This window comes from Enterobacter sp. 120016, assembly GCF_018383635.1.
Lineage (GTDB): Bacteria > Pseudomonadota > Gammaproteobacteria > Enterobacterales > Enterobacteriaceae > Enterobacter > Enterobacter asburiae_D.
Genome location: NZ_JAHAWC010000001.1, coordinates 454632 through 476773, shown reverse-complemented (window position 1 = coordinate 476773; position 22142 = coordinate 454632). Strand labels below are relative to the sequence as shown.

Below are 22142 nucleotides of genomic sequence, written 5' to 3'. Positions count from 1 at the left end.
CAGCGCTCGATACGTCACACAGTATAGACAGAGCCGATACGACTTGCGTAACACAAAGTAAAACAAAGAGTTACTTTCTGCGTCAGCACACTAATTTACTAAAAGAGCCTTACCTTAGCATCATCCCTTTTTGTCAGGCGATCTCCCTGGGGGCGTAACCAAGATTACTCACTTCTGAGTACGGAAATCATGATCTGCGTCAATTTTCCCCCAAGCTGATACCTTTCAGCAGGGTTATTTCGTTGAGATTTTTCCAGTGTTAAATAATTACGTAAGTATTGGAAGCGCCGCTATCATTGATTATACATATGTTTAACATCCTGAAATGATAACGTTTTGGCACAGATTTCGAGTGAAGTGTGCTAATAAAAAGGGTATCTTCAGCGCGATTTCTCATGACAAGTTGTCAGTCCCGGGCATGTGTATAAGCGGAGCAAAACGTGATCCAAACGCTCTTTGATTTTCCAACGTATTTTAAATTTTTTATTGGTTTGTTTGCCCTGGTCAACCCGGTGGGGATCATTCCTGTCTTCATTAGTATGACGAGTTACCAGACGGCGGCGGCCAGGAATAAGACCAACCTCACCGCTAACCTGTCAGTGGCTATCATATTGCTCACCTCCCTTTTTCTGGGTGACGCCATTCTCCAGCTCTTCGGGATTTCGATCGACTCTTTCCGCATTGCGGGTGGGATACTGGTCGTGACCATCGCCATGTCCATGATCAGCGGTAAGCTGGGCGAGGATAAACAGAACAAGCAGGAGAAGTCAGAAACCGCCATTCGCGAAAGTATTGGCGTGGTGCCGCTGGCCTTACCGCTCATGGCCGGCCCCGGTGCCATCAGTTCAACTATTGTCTGGGGCACGCGTTACCATAGCCTGATGCACCTGATTGGTTTTTCCGTCGCCATTGCGCTTTTCGCGCTCTGCTGTTGGGGCGTATTCCGCATGGCACCCTGGCTGGTGCGCCTGTTGGGGCAGACGGGCATTAACGTCATAACCCGTATCATGGGCCTGCTGTTGATGGCGTTAGGGATTGAATTCATCGTGACGGGTATTAAAAGCATTTTCCCCGGTTTGCTGCACTGATATTTCGTATGAAAGAACGGAGCGACGGCTCCGTTTTTTTTACGTCATTATCAGTAAATCCTATAACTAAAGTTGAAATGCTCACATATCATAATAAATTCTACTAATAATGTTCATTGCTTGTATTTCAACAAGTTATTAATTCCCCTAAAACCCGCCTGCGCAGAAAACCTGCGATCGCTCTGTTATTTTACTCACATGATACTCTGGGGCTTGCTGAGCGATAACCGAAATGATATTAGTAATTTCAACATTCCCCTAGATGAATGTGCTAAATAATAACCAGTTGTTAAATTTTTGTACAAAATCACTCGATGATAGCGCAGCGACGCGCTTGTAGAGAAAAATTTCTCTATCTTGTTGAATGCCATGCTTTTTCGGCGGTATTCGATGTCCGGCAGGGCTGCCCTCAACGATGCGGTACTCACCGTAAAAGAGAATTGCTTAACAAATTTGCAAAATGTATTGGCGCGCGTTTACGCCATTTGATACTTTCCGGCCTAATATTTTGCAGCATAAAACAAGCAGATGAGAATTATTTTCATATGGTTCTCTTCTCAGATATCCAGCACAGGTCTCAAACAGGGGAGGCCTGTAAAGAATCGACGCAAGACGGCCATACGAGCGGTCAGTAATAAAAAAGTCGGTGATAGCAAGCAGTAAAAGAAGAACCTGACAGCAGCAAAAAAAACTCCTGCGCTGTACAGGCCCCAACAGGGGATTACACAGCTGGCGAAGGCCAGTCATTATAATGAGTGGAGTACCAACACAATGTCCATCATCACAAAAAAAAATCTGGTAGCGGCGGGGATTTTAACTGCGCTAATCGCGGGCAACGCTGCAATGGCTGCGGACGTTCCTGCAGGTGTTCAGCTGGCTGAGAAACAGACGCTGGTGCGTAACAACGGTGCGGAAGTTCAGTCTCTTGACCCGCACAAAATTGAAGGTGTTCCTGAGTCTAACGTTAACCGCGACCTGTTCGAAGGCCTGCTGGTGACAGACGTAGACGGCCACCCGGCGCCGGGTGTTGCAGAAAAATGGGAAAACAAAGATTTCAAAGTCTGGACCTTCCATCTGCGTAAAGATGCGAAATGGTCCGACGGTACACCGGTCACAGCCGAAGATTTCGTTTATAGCTGGCAGCGTCTGGCGAACCCAAACACCGCCTCTCCGTATGCGAGCTACCTGCAATATGGCCACATCGCCAATATTGATGACATCATCGCGGGCAAAAAGCCGATTACCGACCTGGGCGTAAAAGCGATCGATGCTAATACCTTTGAAGTGACGTTGAGCGAACCTGTTCCGTACTTCTATAAGCTGCTGGTTCACCCGTCCGTCTCCCCGGTACCAAAATCCGCCGTGGAAAAATTTGGTGAGAAATGGACGCAGCCTGCCAATATCGTAACCAACGGTGCCTATAAGCTGAAAGACTGGGTGGTCAACGAACGTATGGTGCTTGACCGTAACCCGCAGTATTGGGATAACGCGAAAACCGTCATTGACCAGGTGACCTACCTGCCAATCTCTTCCGAAGTGACTGACGTTAACCGCTACCGCAGCGGTGAAATCGACATGACCTATAACAACATGCCGATTGAACTGTTCCAGAAACTGAAAAAAGAGATCCCTAAAGAAGTTCACGTCGATCCGTACCTGTGCACCTACTACTACGAAATCAACAACCAGAAAGCGCCGTTCACCGACGTACGTGTCCGTACCGCGCTGAAGCTGGCACTGGATCGCGATATCATCGTGAACAAAGTGAAAAACCAGGGCGACCTGCCGGCGTACAGCTATACCCCTCCATACACCGATGGCGCAAAACTGACCGAGCCAGACTGGTTCAAACAGACTCAGGAACAGCGTAACGCCGAAGCGAAGAAACTGCTGGCCGAAGCGGGCTACACCGCAGATAAGCCGCTGACCTTCAGCCTGCTGTACAACACCTCCGATCTGCACAAAAAACTGGCTATCGCCGTCGCCTCGATCTGGAAAAAGAACCTGGGCGCGAACGTGAAGCTGGAGAACCAGGAGTGGAAAACCTTCCTCGACAGCCGTCATCAGGGCACCTTTGATGTGGCACGTGCTGGCTGGTGTGCGGACTATAACGAACCGACCTCCTTCCTGAACACCATGCTGAGCGACAGCTCGAACAACACCGCTCACTATAAGAGCCCGGCGTTCGACAAGCTGATTGGCGACACGCTGAAAACCACTGACGAAGCACAGCGTAAAGAACTGTACTCTCAAGCCGAGCAGCAGCTGGATAAAGATTCCGCGATCGTTCCGGTTTACTACTACGTTAACGCCCGTCTGGTGAAACCGTGGGTAGGTGGGTATACCGGCAAAGACCCGATGGATAATATCTACGTTAAAAACTTGTATATTATCAAGCATTAATGGCAATGAGTGGGGCGGGCGTGCTCGCCCCACGGTGTCTAACCAACGTCACATAATATAGGCACACGCCAGAAGGTACGGGCAATGTTGAAATTTATCCTACGTCGCTGTCTTGAAGCGATTCCAACGCTATTTATTCTCATCACGATTTCCTTCTTCATGATGCGCCTTGCGCCGGGAAGTCCATTTACCGGTGAGCGTACGCTGCCGCCTGAAGTCATGGCGAATATCGAAGCGAAATACCACTTGAACGATCCTATCTCGACCCAGTACTTCAATTACCTGAAGCAGCTGGCCCACGGCGATTTTGGACCGTCATTTAAATATAAAGACTATTCCGTTAACGACCTGGTCGCGTCCAGCTTCCCGGTTTCGGCTAAGTTGGGTGCTGCGGCATTTATTCTGGCCATCGTTTTCGGCGTCACCGCAGGCGTTATCGCCGCGCTCAGACAAAATACCAAATGGGATTATGCCGTAATGGGGGTGGCAATGACCGGGGTAGTGATACCCAGCTTCGTTGTCGCGCCATTACTGGTGATGATATTTGCCATCACGCTGAAGTGGCTGCCTGGCGGCGGCTGGAACGGCGGGGCATTGAAGTTCATGATTTTGCCGATGGTGGCATTATCTCTGGCGTACATCGCCAGTATCGCGCGTATCACCCGTGGTTCAATGATCGAAGTGCTGCACTCGAACTTCATTCGTACCGCGCGCGCTAAAGGGCTGCCGATGCGTCGGATTATCTTCCGCCACGCTCTCAAACCGGCGCTGTTGCCCGTGCTCTCCTACATGGGACCGGCATTCGTCGGGATCATCACCGGCTCTATGGTTATCGAAACAATCTACGGTCTGCCTGGCATTGGTCAGCTGTTCGTTAACGGCGCGCTCAACCGCGACTATTCGCTGGTACTGAGCCTGACGATTCTCGTCGGTGCGCTGACCATTCTCTTTAACGCTATCGTCGATGTGCTGTATGCCGTCATCGACCCGAAAATTCGTTACTAACGCTGGAGCACGCCATGATGTTGAGTAAGAAAAACAGCGAGGCGCTGGAAAACTTCAGTGAAAAACTGGAAGTAGAAGGTCGTAGCCTCTGGCAGGACGCGCGCCGTCGCTTTATGCACAACCGTGCAGCGGTTGCCAGTCTGGTTGTTCTGGTGATCATCGCGCTGTTTGTGACCCTGGCGCCGATGCTGTCGCAATTTACCTATTTCGACACCGACTGGGGCATGATGTCCAGCGCGCCGGATATGGAATCTGGCCACTATTTCGGCACGGACTCCTCGGGACGCGACCTGCTGGTGCGTGTCGCTATCGGTGGCCGTATCTCGCTGATGGTCGGTATTGCTGCCGCGCTGGTGGCGGTGATCGTGGGGACGCTTTACGGCTCACTTTCCGGCTATCTTGGCGGCAAAATAGACTCGGTAATGATGCGTCTGCTGGAAATCCTGAACTCCTTCCCGTTTATGTTCTTCGTCATCCTGCTGGTGACCTTCTTCGGCCAGAACATCCTGCTGATCTTCGTGGCCATCGGGATGGTGTCCTGGCTGGATATGGCGCGTATTGTTCGCGGCCAGACGCTGAGCCTCAAACGCAAAGAGTTTATCGAAGCCGCGCAGGTAGGCGGTGTATCTACCGGGAATATCGTGGTTCGCCATATTGTTCCTAACGTGCTGGGCGTGGTGGTGGTCTATGCCTCACTGCTGGTGCCAAGCATGATCCTGTTTGAATCTTTCCTGAGCTTCCTGGGTCTGGGTACACAAGAGCCACTGAGCAGCTGGGGCGCGCTGCTGAGCGATGGCGCAAACTCGATGGAAGTTTCACCGTGGCTGCTGCTTTATCCGGCGGGTTTCCTGGTCGTCACCCTGTTTTGTTTTAACTTTATCGGCGATGGCCTGCGTGATGCCCTCGACCCGAAAGACCGTTAAGGAGCGCCGTCATGACAATTATTGAAACGGCCACTGCGCCACAGGTGCAACAGCAGAACAATCTCCTGCTGGATGTGAAAGACCTCCGCGTGACCTTTAAAACGCCGGACGGGGATGTTACCGCCGTCAACGATCTCAACTTTAACCTGCGTGCGGGTGAAACGCTGGGGATCGTTGGGGAGTCCGGTTCCGGAAAATCCCAGACTGCCTTTGCGCTGATGGGCCTGCTGGCCTCTAACGGCGTGATTGGGGGATCTGCTAAATTCAACGGCCGTGAAATCCTCAACCTGCCGGAACACGAGCTGAACAAGCTGCGTGCTGAACAGATCTCGATGATTTTCCAGGATCCTATGACCTCGCTGAATCCGTATATGCGCGTAGGCGAGCAGCTGATGGAAGTCCTGATGCTGCACAAAGGCCTGGGCAAAGCGGAAGCCTTTGAAGAGTCGGTCAAAATGCTGGATGCGGTGAAAATGCCGGAAGCACGCAAGCGTATGCGCATGTTCCCGCACGAGTTTTCTGGCGGTATGCGTCAGCGCGTGATGATTGCGATGGCGCTGCTGTGCCGGCCAAAGCTGCTGATCGCCGATGAGCCTACCACCGCGTTGGACGTTACCGTTCAGGCGCAAATCATGACCCTGTTGAACGAGCTGAAGCGTGAGTTCAACACGGCGATTATCATGATCACCCACGACCTGGGCGTGGTGGCGGGCATCTGTGACAAAGTGCTGGTGATGTACGCCGGTCGTACCATGGAATACGGCAAAGCGCGCGATGTCTTCTATCAGCCTGCGCACCCGTACTCGATTGGTCTGCTGAATGCGGTGCCGCGTCTTGATGCGGAAGGGGAATCCCTCCTCACCATTCCGGGCAACCCGCCAAACCTGCTGCGTCTGCCGAAAGGCTGTCCGTTCCAGCCGCGCTGCCCGCACGCGATGGAAATCTGCAACAGCGCTCCGCCGCTGGAAGAGTTTGCACCAGGCCGTCTGCGCGCCTGCTTTAAGCCGCAGGAGGAGCTGGTATGAACGCATTAGATGAAAAACGCAACGTGCTGCTCGAAATCGCTGACCTTAAAGTGCATTTCGACATCAAAGACGGCAAACAGTGGTTCTGGCAGCCGCCTAAGACCCTGAAAGCGGTGGATGGCGTCACGCTGCGCCTGTACGAAGGGGAAACCCTGGGCGTGGTGGGAGAGTCCGGCTGCGGTAAATCGACCTTTGCGCGAGCCATTATCGGCCTGGTAAAGGCTACCGACGGAAAAGTGGCCTGGCTGGGTAAAGATCTGCTGGGCATGAAACCCGACGAGTGGCGCGAGGTGCGCAGCGATATCCAGATGATTTTCCAGGATCCGCTGGCGTCACTTAACCCGCGTATGACCATCGGCGAGATTATTGCCGAGCCGCTGCGGACCTATCATCCGAAGATGTCTCGTCAGGAAGTGCGCGATCGCGTTAAGGCGATGATGATGAAAGTCGGCCTGCTGCCTAACCTCATCAACCGCTATCCGCATGAATTCTCCGGCGGTCAGTGCCAGCGTATTGGTATTGCCCGTGCGCTGATCCTCGAACCGAAACTGATTATCTGCGATGAGCCGGTTTCCGCGCTGGACGTGTCCATTCAGGCCCAGGTGGTTAACCTGCTGCAGAAGCTGCAGCGCGAAATGGGGCTGTCGCTGATCTTCATCGCGCATGATCTGGCCGTGGTGAAACACATCTCTGACCGCGTGCTGGTGATGTACCTGGGTCATGCCGTAGAGCTGGGCACCTATGACGAGGTGTACCACAATCCATTGCACCCTTACACCAGAGCGCTGATGTCCGCGGTGCCGATCCCCGATCCCGATCTGGAGAAAAATAAAACCATTCAGCTTCTGGAAGGGGAATTACCCTCACCGATTAACCCGCCGTCGGGCTGCGTCTTCCGCACGCGCTGCCCAATGGCCGGGCCGGAATGTGCGAAAACGCGACCGGTTCTCGAAGGTAGTTTCCGACATGCGGTTTCCTGCCTGAAAGTAGACCCGTTATAATCGCAAGGGCTGACATGATGTCAGCCCTTATTTTTTGCGAGGTCACTGTGTCGCGTTTATTCACGTCAGCCCGTCGGCGGCTATATCATTTTTTATTCGATCCTGAAACGGTATCCGGACGACGCTTCGAAGGTCTTTGCGGTTTATTTGCGCTCCTCAGCGTGGTTGTCATCTTTATAGAATCAGGTGCCGGGACGCAATACCATCTGACGTTTGACGAATGGCATATCTTTGTCTGGCTCGAGCTGGCGATTACCTTGGTCTTCACCGCTGAATATCTCCTCAGAGTAATCGCCTGGCCCAACCCGGCCAGATATGTTTTCAGCTTCTGGGGATTTATCGATTTAGCCACCATCCTGCCGCTCTATGTGATGTGGCTTTGGCCGGAGATTAGCCTGAGCTATGTCTTTGCCTGGCGAGCGATGCGCGTGATTCGGGTATTACGTATTCTGAAATTACTGCGTTTTATGCCGTCATTACGCGTGTTCTGGAGTGCCATCGTCAGCGCGCGGCATCAGCTTATTCTGTTCTATTCGTTTATTGCCATCGTCATGATCGTTTTTGGCGCGCTGATGTATTTAATAGAAGGGCCGAAGTATGGCTTTACGACGCTCAATGCGTCCGTCTACTGGGCCATCGTGACCGTCACCACCGTGGGTTACGGTGATATCACGCCCCATACGCCACTGGGTCGCATTGTGGCATCAGTGCTGATTTTGATTGGCTATTCGGTGATTGCGATCCCGACGGGATTGATTACCACGCACATGAGCAGTGCCTTTCAGAGCCGCAAGCAGCAGCGCAAATGTCCTCATTGCCAGCAGGGCGAACATGAACACAGCGCGCGGTTTTGTTACCGCTGCGGCAGTGGATTGCCGGAGTAAATAAAAAAGGCTGCAATCGCAGCCTTTTTTATTATTCGCGCCAGAGTATATGGCACAGCTTATGGTCTTTCTCACGACACAGCAGGACGCGAGCGAAAATATCGTTAATTTCGCCGCCATCTTCATCGGCCAGCCCAATCACCACTTCGGCAAAGAAGTCAGGATTCAGGTCGAAATCCACATGCTCAGCCCAGTCTTCTGAAGGGTCGAACAATTCAGCGCCGCCGCGCTCTTCGAACTGCAGATTAAAGAGGATCACGTCTGCGGGATCGAGGTTATCAACCGCCAGTTCGAGAAAAATGTCATAGGCCTGCTCGAGCGTTTCGTCTTCGGTCAGGCGATTGTTCAGATCCATTTCCATGATGACTACCTGTTTAACATCGTTGGGCACGTTTTACAGCAACGGACTAAAGAAGTAAAACAGTCGTTCGGCAATTCTCTGCCACAGCGGACGTTTTACCCACAGTCTGGCATCCAGCAGCCGCGAGCGGGAGATATAATCATCCTGCACCGCGGCAAGATCGCCGCCAAAGCCGGCATCATCAATGACCAGCGTAATTTCAAAGTTTAGCCACAGGCTGCGCATATCCAGGTTGACCGTTCCCACCAGGCTCAGTTCACCGTCGACGAGAACGCTCTTGGTGTGGAGTAATCCGCCTTCAAACTGGTAAATTTTCACCCCGGCGGCCAGCAGTTCGCTAAAGAATGCCCGGCTGGCCCAGCCTACCAGTAGGGAGTCATTTTTGCGCGGCAAAATGATGCTCACATCGACACCGCGCTGCGCGGCGGTACAGATCGCGTGCAGGAGGTCGTCGCTGGGGACAAAGTAGGGCGTCGTCATGATCAGGTATTCACGCGCCGAGTAGGTTGCCGTCAGCAGCGCCTGATGGATTAAGTCCTCCGGGAAGCCCGGCCCGGAAGCAATGGTATGAATGGTATGACCGCTGGCCTCTTCAAACGGCATAATGTTGCCGTCCGGCGGCGGCGGCAGGATACGCTTGCCGGTTTCAATCTCCCAGTCGCAGGAATAAACGATGCCCATCGAGGTGGCAATCGGCCCCTCCATTCGCGCCATCAAATCGACCCATTGACCTACGCCCGAGTCCTGCTTAAAGAAGCGCGGGTCAACCATGTTCATACTGCCGGTGTAGGCAATATAGTTATCGATCATGATCATTTTGCGATGCTGGCGAAGATCCATCCGGCGCAGAAACACGCGCAGGAGATTCACCTTTAACGCCTCAACCACCTCGATCCCGGCATTGCGCATCATGCCTGCCCAGGGGCTACGGAAAAATGCCACGCTACCCGCCGAGTCAAGCATCAGGCGGCAATGAACCCCGCGCCGCGCGGCGGCCATCAGCGATTCAGCGACCTGGTCAGCCATCCCGCCGGGCTGCCAGATATAAAAAACCATCTCGATATTATGACGCGCCAGTTGAATATCACGGATTAACGCCTGCATGACGTCATCGGATGAGGTCAGCAGTTGCAGCTGGTTGCCCTTCACACCGCCAATCCCCTGACGGCGCTCGCACAGCTTAAACAGTGAGGAGGCGACGCTGCTGTTCTCCTCAGCAAAGATATGTTTGCAGGCTTTAAGGTCGTTCAGCCACTTCGCGGTTGAGGGCCACATTGCACGGGCCCGCTCGGCTCGGCGTTTACCCAGATGTAGTTCGCCGAAAGAGAGATAGGCAATAATTCCCACCAGCGGGAGGATGTAGATTATCAGAAGCCAGGCCATGGCAGAGGGTACGGCTCTGCGCTTCATCAGGATGCGCAATGTCACACCCGCGATTAACAGCCAGTATCCCAAAATGACCAGCCAACTCACCACGGTGTAGAAGGTTGTCATAGGTAAAAAAATCCTTTTGAAAGCGTATTGTTATGAGTGTACGCATCAGGATTCATCTGGCAAATAAAAACGCCAGGTAAAAGCGCTGGTTTGCTGCCGGGTTGGGTTTATAATGGCCTTTCTTTTAGAGATAAAGTGTTAGTGAAAGAGTTGTAGACATGAAGCGCAGTAGAACTGAAGTAGGGCGCTGGCGCATGTTGCGACAGGTGAGTCGTCGCAAGGCTCGTTGGCTGGAAGCACAATCCCGCCGCAATATGCGTATTCACGCCATCAGAAAATGTGGAATGACCCGGCACCGCAACGCGTTGCTGTTCGCAGTCCAGGATATCTGAAACCATGAGGGCACCGTAATGGTGCCCGCTGATTTTATAGCGTCTGATTTTTTGGGAATAGCGTATTTGCAGCGTTGTTCCTGCTGTGTTTAGCAAAAGGAGGGAGAAGTGTTTGCGGAGTTTGGCGTACTGAATTTCTGGACTTATGTTGTTGGTGCGTTTTTTATCGTGCTGGTGCCAGGGCCGAATACCCTGTTTGTGCTCAAAACCGGGATTGGTCACGGCGTTAAAAAAGGGTATCTCGCCGCGACGGGCGTATTTATCGGTGATGCGGTACTGATGTTTCTGGCCTGGGCGGGCGTCGCGGCATTAATCCAGACCACGCCGGTACTGTTTAATATCGTGCGTTATCTTGGGGCCTTCTACCTGCTCTGGCTGGGGGGGAAAATGCTCTGGTCGGTGGTGAATCGTCAAAAAAACGCCCATGAGAGCGGCCCTGAACCGGCCAGTATGATCATGAAACGTTCGCTGGTGTTAAGCCTGACCAACCCCAAAGCGATTTTGTTCTACGTATCGTTCTTCGTTCAGTTCATTGACGTGAATGCACAGAGTACCGGCACTTCTTTCCTGATCCTTGCCACGACGCTGGAGTTAATAAGCTTCATGTACATGAGCTTCCTGATCTTCTCCGGCGCGTTTGTCACACGTTACCTGAAAACCAAAAAGAAACTGGCAAAGCTGGGGAACGGTTTGATAGGGCTGCTGTTTGTCGGATTTGCGGCGAGGTTGGCGTCGCTGCATTGATGAATGAAAGGCTCCTGAGGGAGCCTTTTTAATGTCTGGCGTAATTGGAAAGCCGCGCCAGACAAGGCTTCACGTTTTACTACTAGCAGTCAAAAGCCTTAAAAAGCGGCTAGGGTGTGGACACATTGTGGACACTCTGACCACCATTAGCACCCTTCAACGGATTAAGCGAAATCGCGTCCTGCAGGTACTGAGGAGCGAAGTGCGCATAGACCATTGTCTGCGCAATTTTCGTATGACCTAAGATCCTCTGCAGTGTAATGATGTTGCCTCCGTTAATCATAAAGTGCGTGGCGAAAGAGTGTCGTAGCGCATGTGTTGCTTGTCCCGCCGGTAAATCGGGCTTAACCTCTTTGAGGGTTCGCCTGAAGTCAGCATAACTGGCCTCAGGAAACAGAAAGCCTCGTGTTTTGCCGACTACGTAAGCCGCAACATCATCAGAGATCGGGACCGTGCGCGGTGTGTTGGTTTTCGTCTTAACGAAAGACACCCGGTTATGAATCACGTTCTCCGCCTTTAACCGTGCCGCTTCTCCCCATCTTGCCCCGGTACTCAAACACAAAACCGCAATTCTACGATTATCACCTGATAGCGCTGCCAGTAAGGCGTCAATTTCCTCAAGAGTGAGATAGCCCGTTTCGGCAGTCTGCTCTTTCAGTTTTTTGAACCCCCTAAATGGATGCTCGCCGTTATACATTTCTGACTCAATCAGGGTAGTAAACATCCCACCTAATGTAATCAGGTCGCGGTTGATGGTAGTTGGCTTAATACCTTCAGCCCGGCGTTGAGCACAATATTGCGTTATCAGGCTCTTGGTGATCTGGAAAGCGCATGGGTTACCGGTCATCGTTTCGAAACGCTCAATTTTCCTGAGATACGATTGACCGTGCTCCTCATGTTTACCTTTCAGCTTCCACCATAACTCTTTCAGTTCCGACAATTGGCGTTTGTCCGTTGGTTTTGAAAGCCATTCCTTTGAGTGATGGTTATATTGAGTATGCTTTTCAAATGCCATCGCCTCGCTTTTCTTGTCGAACTTCCGACGGATGCGTTTTCCGTTACGCCCGGTCGGTCTAATGTCCACTTCATATCGACCATCATCGAGCTTTTTAACAGACATAAAGCCTCCCGATGATGTTACTGCGTACTTCAATTTCCTGATTTAAATAGCAAAAACTTACTGTGCATTTACTGCACAAATAAGCGCCATAAATAGTTAGCCAGTTTTCTGGTCTGAGTGGGATGACGTTGTTGTCTGCTGCCCAAAGTGCGCGAGAGCCGGTGCAATCTGCCCAGCTTCGGGTGTTATTTGATCAGTCATAAACCACAAGGTGTATTTCGTGAAGCGCGGATGCTGGAGGATTTTCATGATTTGTTCGACTCCCGGCTTTTTGTCACCGGCTTCATAACTACAAAAAGAACCGTAAACGATTCCAGTTAACTCACTGAATTGTCGCCTATTTAACCTTTCTGACTCTCGTATCAGCTTGATTTTTTCATGGATCTGTATTGACATAAAATCACCTATAGTTGAACATTATCATCTATCGTAGATTTATCTATTCGATAGATGAATCACCTTTTAGAGCAACTAAACCCTATTTAGAGCAATTAATCACACTAAAGGAGAATCGTAGCAGATGAGTAACCAGCTTGTAAGCAGAACAGATGCGGTTCCATATCAGGAATTTGCCCGTCTTATTGGAAAAACTCCCGCAGCGGTTAAAGGGATGATTGAGAAGGGCAAGTTGCCTGTTGTTGAGATGACCGATCCGCAGTCAACGAGTGGGCGCGCAGGTGAATATTGGGTTTATCTGCCTGCCTGGAACAAGGGTATGAAGATGGCCTATGACAGCCGCCCGAAGGAAATTCGTGATGGTTGGCTGATGTGGCTCGGATTAGGGGAGCCAGTATGAAGAATGAACCTCGCTGTATTGCACAGTTGCTTCGAAGAGAAAGCCCTAATCCAATCAACTTCATTATCACACACGGTCGCGGCCGCAAGGGCATCATCATCCGAACCCGAAAGCCGGGCGTTATTGAGAAGCTTCGTCGCCTGGTCAAAAAGAGAGGACTGTGGTTATGACGGTAATGACACTGGACGTGATCCAGAAACAACCAACAGCACTTCGCGGTCTGGTCTGCAAGTATTTGGCTCAGCCTCGCTGGCAGGATACCTGTGATTTTTACAATCAGATGATGGAGCGGGAGCGTCTTACGGTTTGTTTCCACGCTCAATTAAAACAGCGTCACTCTGTCATGCGCTTAGAGGAAATGACCGAAGCAGATCGTGAGCGTCTTGTTTGTGCGCTTGATGAATTGAGAAATGCATTTGCCCGGCACCGCCAAATTGGCTCGTCAAAAGCAACTTTCATCAGTCGCCTGACCGTTAGCCAAAGGCGCTCATTGTTTCTTCATGCGGGACTGACAGAACAGGAATTTATGATGCCGCACTGGCGTTTAAATGAAGAGGACTGTTATTGGCGTGACAAACTTTTCAGGGCTTTGCGAGAGCTGTTTAGCCTATTTGAGTACGCACCAACCATTTTAACCTCGGTAAAACCTGAGCAGTATTTACATTAATTAATCTGGATTCGTTTTATTACGCGCCCTAAAGCGTGGGGACTCCTTTTGTCTGGAGATAGGCAAATGCAAAAACAAATTACAGCATCAGGTGGCATGTTTTCCGCTCTTCTGGAGCAGGCAGTAAACGAAGCACAGCGCGACCTCGCGACACGATTCTCATCTCGATTTGACGGGCTTATCGCGCATATCAGCAAGTCTGAGCTCAATCGTACCGAGATTATCGAGTTATTAGGTCAAGAGTCGGCAAATCTGCACAACTCAATTTTCGATTGAGCAGGCTAACCACTTTTAAAAGGAAGCCAGAATGAGCATACGCATCGAGATAAATAACCAGTACGTCATCACCAGTGACCGCTATCAATTCATTTTGCAGGAGAAGAAGACCGCAACATCCGGGAAGAACAAAGGCAAGGATTGGCTGGACGTTGTGGGTTACTACCCAACTATCCCTAAGCTTATCTCAGGCCTGGTATTGCATGATCTTTTGACCAGCGATCTTATTGGCTTCTCAGCTTTGGAAGCTCGAATTGAACGCCTGGGGAAGCAATGTCTGGACGCCTTTAAATAGTATGTCCATCGAATCTCGGGGGCGTATTGCCCCCTCGCCACCACCACCATTTTTTAAGGGCACCAGTGATTCATTCGTTGGTGCTTATCCCTGGAATAACGTCAACAAAGAGGCTATTGGCCGCGACAGACCCCTTACACGTGCCGAACTCCGTCAGGTGCAAGGTGTTTTAAACCGTATTGACCGTCTGCCGTTTTTCCTGCAAACGCTGTTCACATCCCGTTATAACTTCATCCGCCGTAAAAAGAGCCCTTTGGGTGGGCTGTATTTCCTTAAAAACACGTTTGAGCGCAAGCTGCTGCCGCGTCTTGAGCGTGTTAATGAGCTGTGCGGGATGAATGAATCCGCCTCGATTGGGTTTCTGTCCGAGCGCGACCAGTATGCGCGCCTACCGGATATGAATGACAAAGAACTCAGGAAATTTGCGGCCAGAATTGCCTCTCAGCTCTGGAGCAAACACGAGGAGTTAAGCGACGCATGGGCGGAGGCTCACGGCGGGAAAGAGACACTTTTCACCGATGAAGCTCAGTCGCACCTATACGGGCAAGTGGCCGGTATTGCTCGCGCATTTAACATCACCCCGATGTACTGGAAAAAATACCGTAAGGGGCAGATGACGATCCGCATGGCATTTTCCGCTATTTCACGACTGATAAAAGACGAGTGGTGGGTTAACCAGCTCAAGGCGCAGCGTATGCGCTGGCGCGAGGCGCTGCTTATTGCTGCCGGTGAGGTCAACAAAGCCCGTTCACCCTACGCCAGCAAAATGGCGATCCGCGATGTTCATTCGCGCCGCCTGGCTAATCTCGAATACCTGAAATCCTGCGAGCTAGAAAACAAAGTAACCGGCGAGCGTATCGACCTCATCAGCAAGGTCATGGGGAGTATTTCAAATCCTGAGATACGCCGCATGGAGCTGATGAACACCATCGCCGGGATTGAGCGCTACGCGGCTAGCGCCGGTGACGTGGGGATGTTTATCACCCTGACCACACCCTCGAAATATCATCCGACCCGACAGGTCGGCAAAGGCGAAAGCAAAACGGTGCAGCTCAATCACGGCTGGAACGAAAACGCATTCACACCCAAAGACGGCCAGCGCTATCTCTGCCGAATCTGGAGCCTGATGCGTACCGCGTTCAAAGATAACGATTTAGAAGTTTACGGGCTGCGCGTTGTCGAACCGCACCACGACGGAACCCCACACTGGCACATGATGTTGTTTTGCAAACCCGGTCAGCGTAAAGCCATTAACGAAATTATGCGTCGTTATGCCCTCAAAGAGGACGGACACGAAAAGGGCGCCGCAAAACAGCGCTTTGAATCACGCCATCTTAATCAGGGCGGAGCCGCGGGTTATATCGCTAAATACATTGCAAAAAATATCGACGGTTACGCGCTCGACGGCCAGCTCGATCACGATACCGGCAAGCCTCTGAAAGATACGGCCGCAGCCGTCACCGCATGGGCGTCAACATGGCGTATCCCTCAGTTTAAACCGATTGGTCTCCCGACGATGGGCGCTTACCGCGAACTGCGGAAACTGCCGCGTGGTGTGAGTATTGCCTGTGAGTTTGACGACAGGGTCGAGGCCGCGCGAGCTGCTGCAGATGAGGGTGACTTTGAGCGGTACATCATCGCGCAGGGTGGGGCAAACATGCCGCGTGATGCTCAGGCCGTCAGGGTTGCCCGTAAGGTGACGGATGAGGTTAACGAGTACGAGGAAGATATCGAGAGGGTGGTCGGTATTTATGCCCCTCACCTCGGGGCTCACCGTGTCCATGTAACCCGTACAGCCGAATGGCGAATTGTTCCAAAGGTTTTGGCTGTTGAGCCTTTGACCTTAAAAAGCGGCTCTGCCGCGCCTCGGAGTCCTGTCAATAACTGTGGAAAGCTCACCGCCGGTGGCAATCCAGTTATGACTCCTACACCGTCTGAGCAAGCCGCAGCGGTGTTAAATCTGATTGAGCGCGGGGTTATCGGATGGAATGAGCCAGACGTCGTGAAAGTGCTTAACGGTGCGTTAAAAGCTGGTACACCGCGCAAAAATCGCCAGCAAAGAAGCAACGCGCCGCTCAAAACGAGCGAACAAGCGCCATCAGCCAGGATGACAAAACCCGAAAGGGATCGCGTCGCAAAGATTCGTTTCGATTTGGCTCAGGAGGGCATTACCCCGGAACGGTGGGAGCTCGATGCGCTGGCGCGTGGGGCTACGGTGATTTATGGCGATAAAAAATTCAAATACGCGGTTGTTGATGAGTGGTCGGAAAATCAACTCAGACGAAGTGGGCTTTAGGAATTTTATTTGATTCAAACAAACTCTTATTAGAACTTTTAATCGGGCGGTATATTTTTTTAACGTCCCTTGGAGTGTGGTAGTTGACTCTAGTTAGGACGTACATGTGATAATGTTTAGATTAATCAAAACGAGGCGGCGGTGTCGCTCACTGCGGCGATGAGTTTCTCTAGTTCAATTCGACCGAAATCACGGGGGAGAAGTGACGAATTCCCTCTGAATTATTCGCTTTTGTAATGTTCAAAACTACAGATAGTGGGGTGTATTATGCGTTGGGCAGTATTGATTGGCGGGTTTTTATGTTTGCTATCGTTTGGATTTGGTCTGTTGATAGGTGGTGTTGATTGGGGATGGATGCATAAAGGTGCCTCCAACGAAGTAGCGTTTTGGTCTATGTTAGGAGGGTGGTTATCTGGTGTTGCTACGCTTTTCGCTGTAATTGTATCGCTGGTTTTGGCTTTTCAGGCGTCACAGAACAACACCGAACAGATTGCGATTAATGTAGATCCTATCAAAGATAATTCAGGGTTAACAGCTATCAATTTTAAAAACCTGAGAAGCATAACTACACCATTGCTGAAGATTTACCTTCATCTGGATGGTGCCAAAGATGATGCGGAAATTAACCATTTAAAATACTGCGGTGATAAATTTCCTTGGACTTTTCAACAGCTTGGTGAGAGTTATAGGTTTGAGTTTTATATAGATTCTTTAGCTAATTTTCGCCATGTTTATGAGAAAATTTCTTCTAGTGGTAATCCTACCTTTAAAAAAGGTCATTACATCATTGAAACTGCAATGAAACGTTATAAAGTTAGTCTTCCGAAAGATCATTTAATAAGGTTGAAAAAGTTGTACGGAAACTAGTGAAAAATATATAACCATATGAGATACCTGTGGATGCAAGAGGTGCATTTTTTTGCAAGCGTTTGAATTTGAAATTTTTGCTTAGCAAAGCCAGCGTTGGCGCGGTTCGGGGCTCCTGATGCACCTGCATTAAAAGCGACCCGTTAAGCGCGCAGGCGAGGCGGGGATAGCACTGCGCGCCGGGATGAAACAACAGTCAGGAGTGTGGATCTTACGAGTAATCAGTATTCTCAGATGCTATACTCCTTCTTTTGTTAGTTATTCATAGGAACTCTCTATGTATTATAATGCAATCGAACTTATTATCGATACCGAGCTATTTGACGATTACAATGCTTCATTAAATTATAGTAACTTAAAGGATGAGGTTTTTTTGAGCAACTAAAAATATACTGCGATAAAGCAGAGTTGTTGTGCGGAGATGCATCATTTATGAGCCCGGAATCTCCTTTTAACCTTTACCTTCCAAATAGGAATAATACGGATTATTTTTATAAGTCACTTTTATCGATGGATTCAATAATCATCAATGATGATGTTTTTGAAGCGTTTGTTTATTTAAAAGATTTTGAATACAGTCGGCGGATTGTAAATTCCACCCGCAATCCGTTTGAAACTGCAAAAGCTAAAGTGTCAAGTTTTGTTAGCTTTCTTAAGGCTAATCGACTTTTATTTAGTAATGGCACGATTTCTGCGTCTCCAAGTAGGGTGTTAGATTATGAGTCAGCAAAAAAAAGAGATTTGCTTGTAAACTCAGCTGATATATCTAAAATGTTGAGTGGTGTTTCAAAGAAAACAATTAATATATATAAGAAAAATATCAAAGCAACACCAGTTACAAGGGTTGGTGAGACTGATGAGGGAATTCTCTTTAAACAACTACCCCCTAAAGCTATTTCAGGGGAGTTAAATGTCAGCATCGAGGGGTGTGATGAACCCTATGTAAATGGATACATGTATGCACTTGCGGATACTTATATAGATGCTGATGGTAAGGAGCAAGTAAACTACGAGACTAGAAAATTCGCTGTGCCATCGAGTCGTTTGAAATATGACAATTGGGTTGGAGGTGTTATCAATAGGACAATCAAAGAGCATCTAGCTACTATAAATTTAAATTTGTCATATGCAAATGATGTAAGTGCAACTATTGCATACCCATGTGAGTTTACCAATAAAATTCTTAATAGTATGAACGGCTCTGGCAGTGAAAAAAGAAAAATGTTATCTATCAATACGCCTTTTTTACATGGGGTTACGCCAGATCTTATCGCAAAAATAAAAAATGACTATGGTGAAAGTTTTGATGCTTATAAAAAAGTATTGATGGATTCGGCTTTTAAGATGCAGCAGGCAAATAATCGCCGTCAAATTGAAATGATTGAAGAAGAGTTTAGAGTAAGAGTTTATGATGAAGGCGTTGGTGAAGTACAAAAGACGTTGAAGGATCTTAAAAGAAAAGCTTTTGGAGAGGTATGTATTGAAGCAGGATTGGCCTCGCTAGGGTTTATTGATTCTAAAGTGTCTCTTTTGTCTGTGTTAAGTGCAGGTGTCGGTTTCTACCGTACAGCGAGAAATCTAAAGGACGAACATTCAAAAATAAGAACAAATCCGTCTTACTTCATATTAAAGGCCTTTGTTAAGTAATCTTTCTAATCTTAAGGGCTAGTAGCCCTTAAGATAGAAATTCTTTGTTAATCCTCGACTAAGTTGTAGTTTTTAAATTTTATTACTTCCATGCCTAGCCAGTCGTTGATCTCTTTGAAACGCTCCTGCAACGGCGTCAGCTCGTTACGCACAAATACCCGCGCCACCTTCTCGATATCGCCCATCGAGCCGATATTTTCAGGCTTGCCGCCCATGAGCTGGAATGGCACGCGGTGCGCATCGAGCAGGTCAGCGGCGCTCACCTTCTTGATGTTAAAAAAATCATCCTTCGTGGCGACTTCACTCAACGGCACGATCTTAATGCCATCCGGTTTTCCGTTCGGGGCGTAGAAAAACAGGTTTTTAAAATTCCCGAGTCCTTTTGAATCGCGCATCGCGGAGCGCAGCGCCTCGACGTCGGTGCTGCTTTGCGCTGCGTCAGTCACGTACATGATGTAACCCGCGTGCGCGCCGTTCTGGTAATACTTGCGACGAAACAGCGTGGCGGATTCATTCAGCCAGGCAGAATTGAGCGCGCTCAGGTATTCCGGCATCCCGTAGAGCTCCTGATTAATATCGGGCTCAAGCAGGTGAAACACCGAATCGGGGGCGAACTGGTGCGGGTGCGTATAGTCCGACACGTACCAGTAAACGCCATTCTCGACACCACGGCGGGTGTATTTGGCCGGGGAGGTTTCCAGCTTCATGAGCTGGCCGGTCACGCTCATGCGCTTTTCGAGATAGCCGTTTGCAAAGACCAGATAATCGAGCACAAGGCGGCTGAAGTCCTGACGGGACAGCAACGGGTGCGGGATAAAGGTGCTGGTCAGAATGTTGCGCTTGACGTAAATCGGGGAGCTGTGGTGAACGGCGGCGCGCAGGCTTTTTGCCAGTCCCGAGAAGTTGACCGGCGGCTCGTACCATTTGCCGTTATTGATGCACTCGACATAGTCGAGGATGTCGCGGCGATCCAGAACGGGTGACGGCTCACCAAAGGTGAACGCCTCCATTTTCTGCGGCGCCCTGGCGGTCATGCTGGTCTGTTTTGGCTGTTTGTTTTGGCGTTTTTTCATCTTAGTTAATATCCAGAATTGAACTTGATTGCATACCGCTACCGGCGGAAAGCGGCTCGTTTAACAGGGCGTGCATGGTCGCCCACGCGATATCCGCGTGGCTGGCTTCCTCGCTGCGGCTGGCTTCATAGGTGGCGCTGCGGCCGCTGCTGGTCATGGTTTTGCGGATAGCCATAAATGACTGCGTGATGTCGGTCGCACCGGCGTCATATTCCAGACACCCGCGGCGAATGGTGTCTTTCGCTTTCAGCACCATTGCGGTTTTCATTTCCGGCGTGTAGCGGATGGCGCGCGCCGCCGGGAAGAATGAGCGCACGAGCTGGTAAACACCCTGGCCGATGCCGGTCGCATCAATGCCGATATAGTCGACGGTGTATTTCTCGGTCAGCGCGCGAATGGCCTCGGCCTGCGCGGCAAAGTCCATGCCTTTCCACTGATGACGCTCAAGGATGCGGAACTTGCCACCGGCAACCAGCGGCGGAGCCAGCACCGCGCACCCGGCGCTGTCCCCGGTGTGTGACGGGTCATAGCCAATCCAGACAGGACGCCAGTTAAACGGACGGTCGGCGAACGGCTCGAAGTCCTCCCATTCTTCCATCGCATCGACCATGCAGCGCTGCAGCTCCTCGAACGGGAATACCGATGCCTTATCGTCGACGAACTCGCACATAAACAGGTTACGGAAGTCATCCGCGCTGTTTTCCTGCTTAAGCTGGTCGAGGTTAAACAGGGTGCAGCCACCGGCGAGCGCGTCCTCAATGGTGACAATCTGCCGCCACTGGCCGTCCCCGCATAACATGCCACCGGCAAGCGCCTGATGACTGATGTCGATGTCGACACGTTCGTCGCGGTTGCTGCGGCCACGGTTAAACAGCTCGCCTGACCAGAACGGATATGCGCCGTGCGCCAGCGTCGACGGGGTCGAAAAATAGGTGGTGCGCAGGTGTGACTGCGAGGCCATGCCCGAGGCGACTTTACGCAGCTTCTGGAAATTGGGTATCCAGAAAATTTCATCGACATACAGGTCGCCGTTGTGGCTCTGCGCGGTGTTGGAATTGGTCCCGAGAAAAATCAGCTCAGCGCCATTGTTGCCGATGACGATCGGGTCGCCTGACAGGTCGACGTCAACCAGACGGGCAAAGGCGATGATGTACTTACGGAACACGTAAGCCTGCGTTTTACTGGCCGACAAAAATATCTGGTTTTGCCCGGTCTTAAGCGCGCGCAGAAGTGACTCGCGCGCAAAGTAGAACGTCGCGCCAATCTGTCGCGATTTCAGGATGTGGCGGATGCGGTGCTCTAACCCCGCTTTATGCCAGCGGAGCTGATAGTCAAAGGACTGGTCGAAGAAAATCTCTTCCAGCTTTTCGATTGCCTCATCGCTGAAATAATTACGTTTCGGCTTTTTGCGATCGCCTTTGTTGCGGCTGGCGATATTAGGGTTTAAATCCACCTCGTTTCCGGTCTGGCCGTAGCGGTTAATGCGAGCGAGCCGCTCCATCTGGCGCGACAAAAAATCCGCGACTTTGAAGTCATGCGCAGTCAGGTCTGGCTTAGCGTAGAGCTGGATAAGCCGCGCCTCTAATGTCGATTGCACGCGGTTAATCGGCGCGGTTTCTTCCCATCCATCCCGCTGTTTCCAGCTCTGCACGGTCGGGCGCTTGAGCTGCAGCATGTTGCAGATTTGCGGTACGGCGAACCCCTGCCAGTACAACAGGCGCGCCTGTCGTCGCGGGTCATTTAACAGAGAAAGGTCAGTTGAAATGGTCATGCTTGCCTCGTTTTTGGTGTGACGTGGCAAGGCTAAGGAAATAGGGGGGTATTCGCGCTAAGTGCCTGTTGTAT

The 22142-nt window shown here is 50.7% G+C and carries 22 protein-coding genes; 16 read left to right on the top strand and 6 right to left on the bottom strand.

Annotation, left to right across the window (positions count from 1 at the left end; all coding sequences use genetic code 11):
* Window positions 1-440: 440 nt before the first annotated feature.
* The 7 genes from KIF87_RS02340 (at window position 441) to KIF87_RS02310 (ending at window position 8329) form a co-directional block, all read left to right on the top strand.
* Window positions 441-1088, top strand: a complete 648-nt coding sequence (locus KIF87_RS02340) for a YchE family NAAT transporter (protein ID WP_023312098.1) — start codon at window positions 441-443, stop codon at window positions 1086-1088.
* A gap of 771 nt (window positions 1089-1859) precedes the next feature.
* Window positions 1860-3491, top strand: coding sequence for an oligopeptide ABC transporter substrate-binding protein OppA (gene oppA, locus KIF87_RS02335; protein ID WP_213327790.1), 1632 nt, complete (start codon window positions 1860-1862; stop codon window positions 3489-3491).
* An 84-nt stretch (window positions 3492-3575) separates the two neighbouring features.
* A complete protein-coding gene (oppB, locus tag KIF87_RS02330) occupies window positions 3576-4496 on the top strand; it encodes an oligopeptide ABC transporter permease OppB (protein WP_008502786.1) in 921 nt (306 codons plus the stop codon).
* 14 nt (window positions 4497-4510) lie between these two features.
* Window positions 4511-5419: an oligopeptide ABC transporter permease OppC gene (gene oppC / locus KIF87_RS02325; protein ID WP_023312096.1), complete on the top strand. Its 909-nt coding sequence runs from the start codon at window positions 4511-4513 to the stop codon at window positions 5417-5419.
* Between the two features lie 11 nt (window positions 5420-5430).
* Window positions 5431-6444 (top strand): ABC transporter ATP-binding protein, encoded by a 1014-nt coding sequence (locus KIF87_RS02320; protein ID WP_029741727.1) that lies wholly within the window; start codon window positions 5431-5433, stop codon window positions 6442-6444.
* The gene (oppF, locus tag KIF87_RS02315) at window positions 6441-7445 is read left to right on the top strand and encodes a murein tripeptide/oligopeptide ABC transporter ATP-binding protein OppF (RefSeq protein ID WP_023312094.1); all 1005 of its coding nucleotides are present in this window, start codon (window positions 6441-6443) and stop codon (window positions 7443-7445) included. The genes KIF87_RS02320 and oppF overlap by 4 nt, the downstream gene beginning before the upstream one ends.
* 14 nt (window positions 7446-7459) lie before the next feature.
* Window positions 7460-8329, top strand: a complete 870-nt coding sequence (locus KIF87_RS02310; protein WP_213327789.1) for an ion transporter — start codon at window positions 7460-7462, stop codon at window positions 8327-8329.
* 31 nt (window positions 8330-8360) lie between these two features.
* Here the strand turns inward: KIF87_RS02310 and KIF87_RS02305 are convergent, their stop codons facing one another.
* Together KIF87_RS02305 and cls are read right to left on the bottom strand one after the other, a co-directional pair.
* The gene (locus tag KIF87_RS02305) at window positions 8361-8690 is read right to left on the bottom strand and encodes an HI1450 family dsDNA-mimic protein (protein ID WP_006810881.1); all 330 of its coding nucleotides are present in this window, start codon (window positions 8688-8690) and stop codon (window positions 8361-8363) included.
* 33 nt (window positions 8691-8723) lie between these two features.
* Complete coding sequence (gene cls / locus KIF87_RS02300) at window positions 8724-10184, bottom strand: cardiolipin synthase (RefSeq protein ID WP_193940684.1); 1461 nt, start codon at window positions 10182-10184, stop codon at window positions 8724-8726.
* Between the two features lie 158 nt (window positions 10185-10342).
* On the opposite strand from cls, the gene KIF87_RS02295 reads away from it, so the two are divergent.
* Window positions 10343-10516, top strand: a complete 174-nt coding sequence (locus KIF87_RS02295; RefSeq protein ID WP_021240326.1) for a YciY family protein — start codon at window positions 10343-10345, stop codon at window positions 10514-10516.
* A gap of 108 nt (window positions 10517-10624) precedes the next feature.
* Complete coding sequence (gene leuE, locus KIF87_RS02290; protein WP_023312092.1) at window positions 10625-11260, top strand: leucine efflux protein LeuE; 636 nt, start codon at window positions 10625-10627, stop codon at window positions 11258-11260.
* Between the two features lie 109 nt (window positions 11261-11369).
* Here the strand turns inward: leuE and KIF87_RS02285 are convergent, their stop codons facing one another.
* Together KIF87_RS02285 and KIF87_RS02280 are read right to left on the bottom strand one after the other, a co-directional pair.
* The gene (locus KIF87_RS02285) at window positions 11370-12380 is read right to left on the bottom strand and encodes a phage integrase (protein ID WP_213327788.1); all 1011 of its coding nucleotides are present in this window, start codon (window positions 12378-12380) and stop codon (window positions 11370-11372) included.
* A gap of 96 nt (window positions 12381-12476) precedes the next feature.
* On the bottom strand, window positions 12477-12776 hold the full coding sequence (locus KIF87_RS02280; RefSeq protein WP_202783860.1) for a helix-turn-helix domain-containing protein: 300 nt from the start codon (window positions 12774-12776) through the stop codon (window positions 12477-12479).
* 124 nt (window positions 12777-12900) lie between these two features.
* Here KIF87_RS02280 and KIF87_RS02275 point away from each other — a divergent pair, with 124 nt between their 5' ends.
* From KIF87_RS02275 to KIF87_RS02245, 7 genes are all read left to right on the top strand, one after another.
* On the top strand, window positions 12901-13176 hold the full coding sequence (locus KIF87_RS02275) for a regulatory phage cox family protein (protein WP_014884154.1): 276 nt from the start codon (window positions 12901-12903) through the stop codon (window positions 13174-13176).
* A gap of 166 nt (window positions 13177-13342) precedes the next feature.
* Window positions 13343-13843, top strand: a complete 501-nt coding sequence (gene repB, locus KIF87_RS02270) for a phage replication protein B (protein WP_069602163.1) — start codon at window positions 13343-13345, stop codon at window positions 13841-13843.
* 66 nt (window positions 13844-13909) lie between these two features.
* A complete protein-coding gene (locus KIF87_RS02265) occupies window positions 13910-14119 on the top strand; it encodes a DUF2732 family protein (protein WP_063143909.1) in 210 nt (69 codons plus the stop codon).
* A 31-nt stretch (window positions 14120-14150) separates the two neighbouring features.
* On the top strand, window positions 14151-14414 hold the full coding sequence (locus KIF87_RS02260) for a DUF5405 family protein (RefSeq protein WP_032665600.1): 264 nt from the start codon (window positions 14151-14153) through the stop codon (window positions 14412-14414).
* Between the two features lies 1 nt (window position 14415).
* The gene (locus KIF87_RS02255) at window positions 14416-16710 is read left to right on the top strand and encodes a replication endonuclease (RefSeq protein WP_213327787.1); all 2295 of its coding nucleotides are present in this window, start codon (window positions 14416-14418) and stop codon (window positions 16708-16710) included.
* 267 nt (window positions 16711-16977) lie between these two features.
* Window positions 16978-17577 carry a hypothetical protein gene (locus tag KIF87_RS02250; protein ID WP_213327786.1) on the top strand — a complete coding sequence of 200 codons (600 nt, stop codon included), beginning with the start codon at window positions 16978-16980 and terminating at the stop codon, window positions 17575-17577.
* Window positions 17578-18009: 432 nt separating this feature from the next.
* A complete protein-coding gene (locus KIF87_RS02245) occupies window positions 18010-19224 on the top strand; it encodes a hypothetical protein (RefSeq protein WP_213327785.1) in 1215 nt (404 codons plus the stop codon).
* Window positions 19225-19271: 47 nt separating this feature from the next.
* Here the strand turns inward: KIF87_RS02245 and KIF87_RS02240 are convergent, their stop codons facing one another.
* Together KIF87_RS02240 and KIF87_RS02235 are read right to left on the bottom strand one after the other, a co-directional pair.
* Window positions 19272-20297 carry a phage portal protein gene (locus KIF87_RS02240; protein WP_213327784.1) on the bottom strand — a complete coding sequence of 342 codons (1026 nt, stop codon included), beginning with the start codon at window positions 20295-20297 and terminating at the stop codon, window positions 19272-19274.
* A 1-nt stretch (window position 20298) separates the two neighbouring features.
* Window positions 20299-22068: a terminase ATPase subunit family protein gene (locus KIF87_RS02235; protein ID WP_213327783.1), complete on the bottom strand. Its 1770-nt coding sequence runs from the start codon at window positions 22066-22068 to the stop codon at window positions 20299-20301.
* Window positions 22069-22142: the final 74 nt, after the last annotated feature.

Excerpts from the sequence above, each read along its gene's own strand:
- oppA (WP_213327790.1), top strand. The coding sequence starts at position 1,860 with ATGTCCATCATCACAAAAAAAAATCTGGTAGCGGCGGGGATTTTAACT.
- oppB (WP_008502786.1), top strand. The coding sequence starts at position 3,576 with ATGTTGAAATTTATCCTACGTCGCTGTCTTGAAGCGATTCCAACGCTA.
- oppC (WP_023312096.1), top strand. The coding sequence starts at position 4,511 with ATGATGTTGAGTAAGAAAAACAGCGAGGCGCTGGAAAACTTCAGTGAA.
- KIF87_RS02320 (WP_029741727.1), top strand. The coding sequence starts at position 5,431 with ATGACAATTATTGAAACGGCCACTGCGCCACAGGTGCAACAGCAGAAC.
- oppF (WP_023312094.1), top strand. The coding sequence starts at position 6,441 with ATGAACGCATTAGATGAAAAACGCAACGTGCTGCTCGAAATCGCTGAC.
- KIF87_RS02310 (WP_213327789.1), top strand. The coding sequence starts at position 7,460 with ATGATGTCAGCCCTTATTTTTTGCGAGGTCACTGTGTCGCGTTTATTC.
- KIF87_RS02305 (WP_006810881.1), bottom strand. The coding sequence starts at position 8,690 with ATGGAAATGGATCTGAACAATCGCCTGACCGAAGACGAAACGCTCGAG.
- cls (WP_193940684.1), bottom strand. The coding sequence starts at position 10,184 with ATGACAACCTTCTACACCGTGGTGAGTTGGCTGGTCATTTTGGGATAC.
- KIF87_RS02295 (WP_021240326.1), top strand. The coding sequence starts at position 10,343 with ATGAAGCGCAGTAGAACTGAAGTAGGGCGCTGGCGCATGTTGCGACAG.
- KIF87_RS02285 (WP_213327788.1), bottom strand. The coding sequence starts at position 12,380 with ATGTCTGTTAAAAAGCTCGATGATGGTCGATATGAAGTGGACATTAGA.
- KIF87_RS02280 (WP_202783860.1), bottom strand. The coding sequence starts at position 12,776 with ATGTCAATACAGATCCATGAAAAAATCAAGCTGATACGAGAGTCAGAA.
- KIF87_RS02275 (WP_014884154.1), top strand. The coding sequence starts at position 12,901 with ATGAGTAACCAGCTTGTAAGCAGAACAGATGCGGTTCCATATCAGGAA.
- repB (WP_069602163.1), top strand. The coding sequence starts at position 13,343 with ATGACGGTAATGACACTGGACGTGATCCAGAAACAACCAACAGCACTT.
- KIF87_RS02265 (WP_063143909.1), top strand. The coding sequence starts at position 13,910 with ATGCAAAAACAAATTACAGCATCAGGTGGCATGTTTTCCGCTCTTCTG.
- KIF87_RS02260 (WP_032665600.1), top strand. The coding sequence starts at position 14,151 with ATGAGCATACGCATCGAGATAAATAACCAGTACGTCATCACCAGTGAC.
- KIF87_RS02255 (WP_213327787.1), top strand. The coding sequence starts at position 14,416 with ATGTCCATCGAATCTCGGGGGCGTATTGCCCCCTCGCCACCACCACCA.
- KIF87_RS02250 (WP_213327786.1), top strand. The coding sequence starts at position 16,978 with ATGCGTTGGGCAGTATTGATTGGCGGGTTTTTATGTTTGCTATCGTTT.
- KIF87_RS02245 (WP_213327785.1), top strand. The coding sequence starts at position 18,010 with ATGAGCCCGGAATCTCCTTTTAACCTTTACCTTCCAAATAGGAATAAT.
- KIF87_RS02240 (WP_213327784.1), bottom strand. The coding sequence starts at position 20,297 with ATGAAAAAACGCCAAAACAAACAGCCAAAACAGACCAGCATGACCGCC.
- KIF87_RS02235 (WP_213327783.1), bottom strand. The coding sequence starts at position 22,068 with ATGACCATTTCAACTGACCTTTCTCTGTTAAATGACCCGCGACGACAG.